Here is a 10,983-nt window from a genome sequence, read left to right on the forward strand (position 1 = left end):
TATAATTTTTTATTTTATTTTTCCTACTATTTTTTTAGGTACTTTTCTTAACAAAACTACTCCAAGAATGAAGAAAACAGCTAAAAACACAATAGCGAATCTTGGACTTCCTGTTATTTGATCAATAATACCATATACCAGCATTCCAATAACGATTCCTATTTTCTCAGCTACATCATAAAAACTAAAAAAAGAAGCCGTGTCTTCTGTTTCCGGTAAAAATTTAGAATAGGTTGACCTGGACAAAGACTGAATTCCTCCCATCACCAAACCGACCAAAGCGGCCATGATGTAAAAATGTATCGGTAATTTTATAAAATAAGCCGCAATACATAAAACAACCCAAATACTGTTTATAAATAGCAAAACAGGTATATTTCCAAACTTTGCTGAAGCTTTTGAAGTAGTAAAAGCTCCAATAACAGCAATTATCTGAATCAATAAAATACAAATAATCAACCCGACAGTGCTTTGTTCTTTGGATTCCCAACTAATCTCCTGAGAACCAAAATAAGTCGCCACAAGCATTACTGTTTGTACCGCCATACTGTAAACAAAAAAACTGCTTAAATATTTTTTTAGACGTACATTCTCTTCCAATAAAAACCAAACTTTTTTAAGCTCTTTAAATCCGTTAAAAACGATAGATTTGGTCACTTTTTGTTGAGAATCTCTACAGCCTTTTGGCAAATAAAAATAAGTATATTGACTAAATAAAATCCACCAAACACCAACCATCACAAAGGAATAGCGCATTGCTTTCATAGCTGATGGTTCTCCAGCAACATCGGTAATATTGAACAATTCCGGTTTCATTACCATTGCCAAATTTACAAGCAAAAGAATCACACTGCCAATGTAGCCTAAAGAATACCCTTTAGCACTAATCGAGTCCTGTTGTTCTTCAAAAGCAATATCCGGCAAATAGGAATTATAAAAAACCAAACTTCCCCAGAAACCTATTAATCCTAAAAAATAAAAAAGCAAACTTGAATAGATATTTCCTAAATCAAACCAATACAAAGCCATACAGGACAAAGCGCCCATATAGCAGAAAAACTTCATGAAAAACTTTTTGTTTCCCACATAATCAGCGATTCCGGATAAAAGAGGCGATAAAAAAGCTACTTTTAAAAAGGCTAACGCCGTAACAAAACTAATTAAGGCCGAATTTTTCACACTAAAACCCAAGACCGTTATATAATGTCCTGTTTTTGAAAATAAGGCTTCATAAAAAATAGGGAAAATGGCTGATGTAATGACTAACGGATAAACCGAATTAGCCCAATCATAAAATGCCCAGGCGTTCAACAACTTCTTATCTCCTTTTTTTAAGTGACTCATGATTCTGATTTTTTTGACGAATTTATTATTTAAAAATGGTTTTAACTAAAACTTCAAAAAATAATCCCAACAAACATAAAAAAAGCCAATTCAAACGAATTGGCCTATAACTTTTTTCCTGATTATCTTATTTAAAAACTACACCAAACTTAGCTGCAACAGCTTTGGCTTCAGGAACCATTGCTTTTAAATTCGCAATTCGGGTAGCATCTGAAGGGTGTGTACTTAACAACTCAGCCGGCGCCTGACCTCCTGAATTAGCTGACATTCGGGTCCAAAAACTAATTGCTTCTTCCGGATTATATCCTGCAATTGCCATTAATATCAAACCTATTTTATCGGCTTCAGTTTCATGGCTTCTGCTAAAAGGAAGCATACCACCTACATTTGATCCAATTCCATAATATTGTTGCCACATTTGTTGTTTCTCTGCGCTCATATTTCCGGTTGCAGCAGCAACACCCGCAGCACCTAATGTTTGCAACTGTGAAGCACTCATACGTTGCGCTCCATGATTAGCTAATGCGTGCGAAACTTCATGTCCCATTACTGTCGCTAATCCCGCATCGTTTTTAGTAATTGGCAAAATTCCGGAATACACTACAATTTTTCCTCCGGGCATACACCAGGCATTTACTTCCTTACTATCCACTAATTTGTATTCCCATTGGTAATCTTTCAAATAATCATTCTGTCCCAAAGAAGCTAAATAACGCTCAGCAGCAGTTTTGATTTTAATACCAACCGTTTCTACTTTTTTAGCATCGGCTGTACCGGAAATTACTTTGTTTTCCTTCAAAAAAGTTCCATACTGCTGAAAAGAAGAAGGAAACAATTCGTTATTAGAAACAAAATTCAACGTTTTTTTTCCTGTCAACGGGTTTGTTGCACAAGAATAAATCAAACCTAAAGTTGCAATTCCTATAAATACTAAATTATTTTTCATGATAGTTTTATTTTACTAACAAAAGTACGATTATTATCCAATAATATGCAAAACATTAAAATCCTTAGGCACAATTAAATATTGATTTTCTTTAAAACTTTTAGCATCAAAAGTTATTTCTTCGTTGTCAATTTCTATAATTTTAATATCAAAAGGCAAGCCTATAAAGTTGATTTTAAATTTGGTATAGTTGGTATCATATTTCCCTTCTTTGTGCAACTGAATATTGACTTCTTTTTCCTTTCCTGTCATTTGAAAAGACAAAAAGCTAAATCTTCCTTTTTTATAATCATAACCATCCTGTCCATCTTCATAAACCACCGATTTTTCTTTTCCTTCTTTATAATAAACATCTAAAGTCAATTCATCAAACTCTACTTCGCCTACATATTGCTGCACCGGATATTTTGGAATAATCGCACCTGCTTTTACAAAAACAGGAATTTCATCAAATTTAGTATCTACCCACATTTCTTTTCCTCCTTTTACTAAAGTATTATTCCAGTAATTATACCATTGTCCGCGAGGAATATACATTCTTCTTCCCAATGCATTTGGCTCTAAAATTGGACAAACTAAAATTTGATTTCCAAAAATAAATTCGTCATTTCGGTAATGCGTTTGAATATCTTCCTGATCAAAATACACCAATGGTTTTAACATAGGAGTTCCTTCTTCAATATATTGCCAGAACATGGTGTATAAATACGGTAATAATTGGTAACGGAGACTAACAAATTTCCGGGTAATATCAATCACTTCTTCATCAAAAGCCCAAGGTTCCTGATTTCCGTGATCCCCTGACGAATGCGTTCTGCAGAAAGGATGAAAAACACCTAATTGTATCCAACGGGCATACAATTCTCCGGAAGGTTGCTCCGCAAAACCACCAATGTCTGATCCGGTAAATCCCATACCTGAGATTGACATTCTTTGTACTTGAATATTAGCAATCCAAAGATGTTCCCAGCTGGCCACATTATCTCCTGTCCACGATGAAGTATAACGTTGAGCTCCTGAATAAGCCGATCTTGTAATAATAAAAGGTCTTTTTGGATATGCAAAGCGTTTCACACCATGATAAGTCGCTCTTGCCATTTGCGTTCCATAAATGTTATGTGCTTTTCTATGGCTACAAGGATTCCCATCATAATCATGACGAACATCATTTGGGAATGTTTTATTAGGAACTTCCATAACAGCTGGCTCATTCATATCATTCCAAACGCCTTTTACTCCAATATCCGAAATTAATTCTTTAAATAATCCCGCCCACCATTCTCTAACTTCCGGATTTGTAAAATCAGGAAAATTACATTCTCCCGGCCAAACTTTTCCTTTCATGTAAGGACCATCGGCTCTTTTGCAAAAATAATCTTTGGCTAAAGCTTCTTTATAAACCCAATAATCTTTGTCAATTTTTATCCCTGGGTCGATAATCACAATGGTTTTAAAACCATCTTCGGCTAATTCAGAAACCATTCTTTTTGGGTCTGGAAAATATTCTTTGTTCCAGGTAAAACACCTGAACCCTTCCATATAATCAATATCCAGATAGATGGCATCACATGGAATTTGCAATTCTCTAAATTTGGCTGCCACCCCTTTTACATTACTTTCCGGATAATAACTCCACTTACACTGATGGTAACCTAAAGCCCATAATGGCGGTAATTCCGGTTTGCCGGTCAAATCCGTATAGGAAGTTACCACATCCTGCATATTTGGACCGTAGAAAAAATAATAATTCATTTCGCCACCATGAGCCCAAAAACTGGTTACATTTCTTCTTTCATGGCAAAAATCAAAAAAAGATTGAAAGGTATTGTCAAAGAAAATCCCATAAGCCTGTTTGTGATGTAAGCCTATATAAAAAGGAACTACTTTATACAAAGGTTCCTGTTCTTTTTGAAATGCATATTGATCTGTTGCAAAATTTTCAACCCTTTTCCCTTTAAGATTCAATTGAGTGGCTTTATCACCTAATCCGTAAAAACACTCTCCGTCACGGGAAGATTTACTCATTTTTACAATATTTCCTCCAAATTCGTAACATTCTTCCCAGTGAAAACCTAATTCATCTTCCAGAATTACATTTCCTTTTAAATCGTAAATAGAAGCTCTTAAATCAGCTTTTTGAATTTTACATACAATTTTATTGGTCGTAATTTGGTAATAATTCTTCTCTTCAATTACTTCTAAATGGTTATATCCATGAGAATGACTTTTGTCAATGGCATAAGAGAAATCGTTGCTAAAATAACCTTTCGTAGTGAAACGAAAACGAATTAAACTATCTCTTAAAACGGTCAGTTTTAAAATTACATTATTGTCTGTATAAAAATAGACCGAATCGACATCAAGTGTATATGAAACTATTTTTGACGGATATAAATCCCCTTTGTATTCTAATTCAGTATTTGTAATCATCTCTATGCCTTTTGATTAATATTACGCTCTCTCTCAAACTTACGAAAAATCCTTTTTATAAATAAATAATAGCATTTATATTCACGAAAACGTTATAGTTGAGTATTTTTCAAAAAAAAGAAGTATTAACTTCAAAATTAATACTTCTTTACAATTTAAATTATTTATTCATATAAGTCTCTTTTTAAAAAGATTATAAAATTTTAAAAACCGTCACACTTAATGGCGGCACTAACAATTCAACCGAATAATCTCTGCCATCATAAGGAGAAGATTCCACTTTTAATTGGGAAGTATTCAACACATTGCTTCCCTGGTACCTTTCTAAATCGCTATTGAAAATTTCTTTTAATTTTCCTTTTCTTGGAACTCCGATTCTGTAATTTTTGCGAACCATTTGTGTAAAATTACAAACAACTACTAAATCGTTTTTTGGATTATTTCCTTTTCGAATATAAGAAAGTACCGCATTTTGATGATCGGAATAATTAATCCATTCAAAACCTTCATGGCTAAACTGTTTTTCGTATAAAGCAGGTTCCGATTTGTACAAAGCATTCAAATCCTTAATATATTGCTGAACTCCATTGTGTACAGGATATTGCAACAGATGCCAATCTAAACTTTCTTGGAAATTCCACTCAGCCATTTGACCAAATTCACCTCCCATAAACAATAAATTTGTTCCCGGATGTGTAAACATGTAACCATAAAGAAGTCGTAAATTGGCAAATTTTTGCCATTCGTCTCCGGGCATTCTGTCAGCAATGGATTTTTTTCCATAAACCACTTCATCATGAGATAAAGGCAACATAAAATTCTCTGTAAAAGCATACGTCATCGAAAATGTTAAATCATTTTGATGGTACTTTCTATAAACTGTTGCTCTTTGGAAATATTTTAAAGTGTCATGCATCCATCCCATCATCCATTTCATTCCAAAACCTAAACCTCCTGCATCTGTTGGTCTGGAAACCATCGGGAACGAAGTGCTCTCTTCGGCAATTGTCTGAACACCTTCATAATTAACATAAACTACTTCATTGAATTCTTTTAAAAAACTAATGGTTTCTAAATTTTCTCTTCCTCCAAAGATATTTGGTTCCCATTCGCCATCATTTCTTGAATAATCCAAATAAAGCATCGAAGCTACAGCATCTACTCTTAAACCATCAATATGATAATGATGCAACCAAAATAAGGCATTACTAATTAAAAACGAACGAACTTCATTTCTTCCGTAATTAAACACCAAACTTTTCCAATCAGGGTGATAGCCTTTTCTACGATCCGGATGTTCATACAAATGCGAACCATCAAAATAGCCTAATCCGTGAGAATCATCCGGAAAATGTGACGGAACCCAGTCCAGAATAACACCTATACCTGCCTGATGCAATTTATCAACCAAATACATGAATCCCTGAGGATCTCCAAAACGGGAAGTTGGTGCAAAATATCCAACTAATTGATACCCCCATGAAGGATCATAGGGATATTCCATAATAGGCATAAACTCAACATGAGTAAATCCCATCTCTTTAACATAACTTACTAAATCTTCGGCTAAATCATGATAACTCAAAAATTGATTTCCCTCTCCACGCTTCCAAGAACCCAGATGAACTTCGTAAACAGAATACGGCTTATCAAGTGCATTATGTTCTTTACGGGTTTGCATCCATTTAGAATCATCCCATTTATAATCAAGATCCCAAATTACCGAAGCAGTATGCGGCGGTTTTTCACAATAAAAAGCAAACGGATCGGCTTTTTCAGTGATAACACCTTCAATATTAGATAGTATTTTGTATTTGTAATTTGTTCCTTTTTCAATGTTAGGTATAAATCCTTCCCATATTCCTGAAGAATCCCAACGTACATAAAGCTCGTGTTCTCCTTGTGTCCAATAATTAAAATCGCCAACCACAGAAACTGAATGAGCCGTAGGAGCCCAAACAGCAAAATAAACACCCTGAACTCCATTTAATTCTATTAAATGAGCTCCTAACTTTTCATATAATCTAAAATGTTTTCCAGCTTTGAATAAGTTAATATCAAAATCAGTAAAAAGGGAATGCGAAATAACTTTACTCATAGTCGTATTGGTATTATTCTAAATTTTACAAAATAGAATATTGATAAATAAAAACAGTTAATTAACTTATTCAATCTTGAAATTATCCGGTAAAGTCACACCTTTTTTAATAACTACAATTCCTTCTTTTACAGCATACAAATCATTAGTAGTATTTTCTAAATGACTGCCACCGTTGATATAAACATTGTTTCCTATGCGGCAATTTTTATCTACTAAAGCATTATTTATAAAACAACCTTCACCTATTCCAACCAGAATTTTATTGTTTTTAGTATCCTCTTCCATATCTTCAATACTTTGATAGAAATCATTTCCCATCACATAAGTATTTTTAATGACAGTATCTTTTCCTACTCGGGCACGAACTCCAATTACGGAATGAACAATTTCTTTAGCATTAATAATAGAACCTTCCGAAATTAAAGATTTATCAACCATTGCATTTTTAAATTTGGAAGGAGGCAATAATCTTGGTCGGGTATAAATTTTATTCACATCATCAAACAAATTGAATTTAGGAATATCTTCGGTTAAACCAATATTTGCTTCAAAGAAAGAATCAATATTTCCGATATCTGTCCAATATCCTTCATATTGATAACTCAGGATTTTTTGTTTTCCAACTGCCTGAGGAATAATTTCTTTTCCAAAATCTTTGGTATCAGGATTAGCCATTAAATCCACCAAAAGCTTTTTATTAAAAATATAAATACCCATTGAAGCCAGGTAATTTTTTCCTTCAGCTTTCATTTGTTCACTAACATCTGAAACCCAATCCGGCAATAATTCTTTTACTGGTTTTTCAATAAAAGACTCAATACAACTTTCACTGTTTGTTTTCAAAATACCAAATTCAGGTGCGTCCTTAGCATTAACAGGTAAAGTTGCAATTGTAATATCAGCTTGATTTTTGATATGTTCTTCAAGCATATCGTTGAAATCCATCTGATATAATTGATCCCCTGATAAAATTAAGGCATAATCAAAATCATGATTCAAAAAATGAGGCATACATTGTCGTACTGCATCTGCTGTACCCTGAAACCAAGTTGGATTATCAGGTGTTTGTTCAGCAGCTAAAATATCTACAAAAGCCTGGCTAAAAGCACTAAAAACATAGGTATTCTTAATATGTGCATTCAGGGAAGCAGAATTAAATTGTGTCAATACAAACATCCTATAAATGTCCGAATTCATACAATTTGATATAGGAATATCAACTAATCTGTATTTTCCTCCCACTGGTACTGCTGGCTTTGATCTGCTTTCTGTCAATGGATACAATCTTGATCCTTGCCCTCCTCCTAAGATAATAGCAATAACGTTTTTTCTTTTTGCCTTCATATTTTGTTAAGTATTAAGTTGTACATATCTATATATTCCATACTGGCCTTTTCCCAGGAATGGTCAATACTCATTCCCAATTTTCTAATTTTATTTAAATGCTCTTTATCTTCATACAAACTAACCGCTCTTTGAATGGAATAACAAATATCTCCCACGGATGCCTGATCATGACAAATTCCGTTTCCATCATCTCCAAAATCAATTACAGTATCCTGCAATCCTCCTGTTCTCCTCACAATTGGAATAGTTCCGTAACGCAAAGAATACATTTGATTTAATCCACAAGGCTCTACTCTGGAAGGCATTAATAAAAAATCAGCACCGGCATAAATTAAATGCGCCAACTCTTCATTATAACCTATAAAAGTGTTGTAATTCCCTTTATAATCAGCCAACAAACTATTTAGCTGGTTTTCAATTTGCAAACTACCTGAGCCTAAAATCAATATGTTTATATTTTTAAAATTTTCTGAAAGTGCTAAAGCCGAAGCCTGAGGCAACAAATCACCTCCTTTTTCATCCCACAACCTTCCAATGAAACTGAACAAAGGTTTTGTTGGATCCAAATTAAAAAGCGTACAAAGTATCTCTTTATTTTGTTGTTTCCCTTTTTCAAAATTTTGAATAGAATAGTTTTTCTCTAACATTTTATCCTTAGCCGGATCCCAAACCTGAGTATCAATTCCATTCAAAATTCCTTTCGATTTATAACGCACAAGATTAAAAAGCGATTCTAAACCATTTGCTGAATAATTAATTTCATCCAAATAACTAGGAGAAACAGTTGTAACAGCTGCAGCACATTTTACTCCAACAGCCAATGAATTGATACAATGATTCCACTCCAGTATTTTAACATGATTCAAATCAAATTCCGGCAAATAATGCAACTTATCAAAACTAAACTGCCCTTGATATAAACCATTATGAATTGTAATCATAGCAGGTGTACTCAATAACAACTTATGATATTTATGGCAGTATTGCATCATAAACGGAATTAAGCCCGTATGGTGATCATGACAATTAATAACGTCAGGCATAGAAGCTCTTCCAATAATCCAGTCTAAAGTTGCAATTTGAAAACTAACAAAACGTTCAATATCATCTTCATAACCATAAACATTGGCTCTGTCAAAAAGCTCCGGAATTTCCATTAGATATAACTCAAAACCTAATTTATCCGTTTTCTCTTTAAGAACACTAAAAGGAAAATTAAAATTCCCTAATTTAACAGTTCCCCAATGCACACATTCAAAATCATTCTCACTTCTAAATTTGGTCTCATAACAAGGCATTACAACTCTCAATTCATGACCTGCCTTACTCTGATATTTTGGCAATGCCCCAACTACGTCAGCCAATCCTCCAACCTTAGCTACCGGATAACACTCCGCACTAATATGAAATATTTCCATTTATTGATTTTTATTTATTTTGGGTTAAAAAAATGTTTTCAAAAAAAGTTACGTTAATTTACAAACAAATCAACATAAAACCGGAGCTATTCATTGCAAATATTGCCATGAAGTATTTTCTAAATATAGTGAAAAATTAAAACAATTAAAGGAATTTCAAAAAAATATTAGTCTATAAATGACATTTTTTTTAAGCTCTAAACCTACAAAAAGACTGAATTTTTAAAAACGCATTTAAATTAATAATTTGAAAAAAATCCTATATATCCATCATTATTTTTACAGAATTTAATGCTTAAAATTATATAATTATAATTCTAAAAAATATCTGCTTATTAAAAAGCTAACAATTTGATAACAATTTCAGAAGAAAAAAATCTAAAAAAGAATAAATTATTAAATTTGGATATGAATTTATTTAACCAAACAACCGATTGGAAAGAAAATTTGAATCTAATTTTAGAAAAATACAGTAATCAAAAACATCCATTAGCCTACAAAAATTTATACCAATTATTTATAATGGTAATTTTATCAGCTCAGGATTCTGATGAAAATATCAACAAAATTGCTCCAAATTTCTTTTACAAATTCCCAAATATCAAAAGCCTGACAAAAACAGACGAAAATCAGATAACAGCATACATCAACAAAGTAAAACACCACCAAAATAAAGCAATTTGGATAATTAATGCTGCAAAAATCATTAAAGAAGATTCAAAAATCCCTCTCACATTAAAAGATTTACTCAACATAAAAGGCATCGGACGTAAATCTGCCGGTGCTATTTTAAAAGAATTCAACATTCCTTTTGAAGGGATAATGACTGATTTGCATGTGCTTCGGGTTGCTCCAAGAATCGGAATTATTAAATCTACAAAAGATGGTATCAAAGCAGAACAATTGTTAATGCAAGAATTGCCAAGGGAAATATGGAATAATATTGGAATAGCTCTCTCTTTTTTAGGAAGAGAAATTTGCAGACCACTTCCCAAATGCCAGAAATGTCCACTAAACAAAAACTGTCAATATCCTGACAAGCAACTTATCTAATATTCTTCGCCTCAAAAATACATATAAAACAAAAAACCCTATCCGCTTTGGATAGGGTTTTCAAAGAAAGGCGACGACATACTCTCCCACAAAATGCAGTACCATCTGCGCAGGCGGGCTTAACTTCTCTGTTCGGGATGGGAAGAGGTGAGCCCCGCCGCAATAACCACCTTAAGGTTATTAGTCTAAAGTCTAAGGTCTTAAAGTCTAAAGTTTTCACTTTATGACTTTTGACTTTCGTCTTTGAGACTGCTCGCGTCGAGCTAATATCTTAACATACTGAGATAAATAATTCAAATTGTCATCCTGAGCTTGTCGAAGGACGGATTAGAAAGTTTCCCCTC

The 10,983-nt window shown here is 33.2% G+C and carries 7 protein-coding genes and 1 rRNA gene; 1 reads left to right on the plus strand and 7 read right to left on the minus strand.

Annotation, left to right across the window (positions count from 1 at the left end):
- Nucleotides 1-9: 9 nt before the first annotated feature.
- From H599_RS0108270 to H599_RS0108295, 6 genes are all read right to left on the minus strand, one after another.
- Nucleotides 10-1,344 (minus strand): MFS transporter, encoded by a 1,335-nt coding sequence (locus H599_RS0108270; protein WP_026713702.1) that lies wholly within the window; start codon nucleotides 1,342-1,344, stop codon nucleotides 10-12.
- A gap of 127 nt (nucleotides 1,345-1,471) precedes the next feature.
- Nucleotides 1,472-2,290, minus strand: a complete 819-nt coding sequence (locus H599_RS0108275; RefSeq protein ID WP_026713703.1) for a M48 family metallopeptidase — start codon at nucleotides 2,288-2,290, stop codon at nucleotides 1,472-1,474.
- Between the two features lie 33 nt (nucleotides 2,291-2,323).
- Nucleotides 2,324-4,720: a glycoside hydrolase family 31 protein gene (locus H599_RS0108280; RefSeq protein WP_026713704.1), complete on the minus strand. Its 2,397-nt coding sequence runs from the start codon at nucleotides 4,718-4,720 to the stop codon at nucleotides 2,324-2,326.
- A gap of 193 nt (nucleotides 4,721-4,913) precedes the next feature.
- Nucleotides 4,914-6,818: a 1,4-alpha-glucan branching protein GlgB gene (gene glgB / locus H599_RS0108285; protein ID WP_026713705.1), complete on the minus strand. Its 1,905-nt coding sequence runs from the start codon at nucleotides 6,816-6,818 to the stop codon at nucleotides 4,914-4,916.
- 66 nt (nucleotides 6,819-6,884) lie between these two features.
- Nucleotides 6,885-8,165, minus strand: coding sequence for a glucose-1-phosphate adenylyltransferase (locus H599_RS0108290; RefSeq protein ID WP_026713706.1), 1,281 nt, complete (start codon nucleotides 8,163-8,165; stop codon nucleotides 6,885-6,887).
- Nucleotides 8,162-9,586: a glycogen synthase gene (locus tag H599_RS0108295; protein WP_026713707.1), complete on the minus strand. Its 1,425-nt coding sequence runs from the start codon at nucleotides 9,584-9,586 to the stop codon at nucleotides 8,162-8,164. Before H599_RS0108295 ends, H599_RS0108290 begins: the two co-directional genes overlap by 4 nt.
- 408 nt (nucleotides 9,587-9,994) lie before the next feature.
- Here H599_RS0108295 and H599_RS0108300 point away from each other — a divergent pair, with 408 nt between their 5' ends.
- A complete protein-coding gene (locus H599_RS0108300) occupies nucleotides 9,995-10,639 on the plus strand; it encodes an endonuclease III domain-containing protein (RefSeq protein ID WP_026713708.1) in 645 nt (214 codons plus the stop codon).
- Nucleotides 10,640-10,704: 65 nt separating this feature from the next.
- On the opposite strand, the gene rrf is transcribed toward H599_RS0108300, so the two are convergent.
- Nucleotides 10,705-10,813: ribosomal RNA gene (rrf, locus tag H599_RS0108305) — 5S ribosomal RNA — on the minus strand.
- Between the last annotated feature and the right edge of the window lie 170 nt (nucleotides 10,814-10,983).

Origin of the sequence: Flavobacterium daejeonense DSM 17708, from assembly GCF_000425425.1 — a bacterium.
GTDB lineage: Bacteria > Bacteroidota > Bacteroidia > Flavobacteriales > Flavobacteriaceae > Flavobacterium > Flavobacterium daejeonense.

What these genes read in the sequence shown, in the direction of transcription:
- H599_RS0108290 (WP_026713706.1), bottom strand. Translation starts at nt 8,165, where the DNA reads ATGAAGGCAAAAAGAAAAAACGTTATTGCTATTATCTTAGGAGGAGGG.
- H599_RS0108300 (WP_026713708.1), top strand. Translation starts at nt 9,995, where the DNA reads ATGAATTTATTTAACCAAACAACCGATTGGAAAGAAAATTTGAATCTA.
- H599_RS0108295 (WP_026713707.1), bottom strand. Translation starts at nt 9,586, where the DNA reads ATGGAAATATTTCATATTAGTGCGGAGTGTTATCCGGTAGCTAAGGTT.
- H599_RS0108270 (WP_026713702.1), bottom strand. Translation starts at nt 1,344, where the DNA reads ATGAGTCACTTAAAAAAAGGAGATAAGAAGTTGTTGAACGCCTGGGCA.
- H599_RS0108280 (WP_026713704.1), bottom strand. Translation starts at nt 4,720, where the DNA reads ATGATTACAAATACTGAATTAGAATACAAAGGGGATTTATATCCGTCA.
- H599_RS0108275 (WP_026713703.1), bottom strand. Translation starts at nt 2,290, where the DNA reads ATGAAAAATAATTTAGTATTTATAGGAATTGCAACTTTAGGTTTGATT.
- glgB (WP_026713705.1), bottom strand. Translation starts at nt 6,818, where the DNA reads ATGAGTAAAGTTATTTCGCATTCCCTTTTTACTGATTTTGATATTAAC.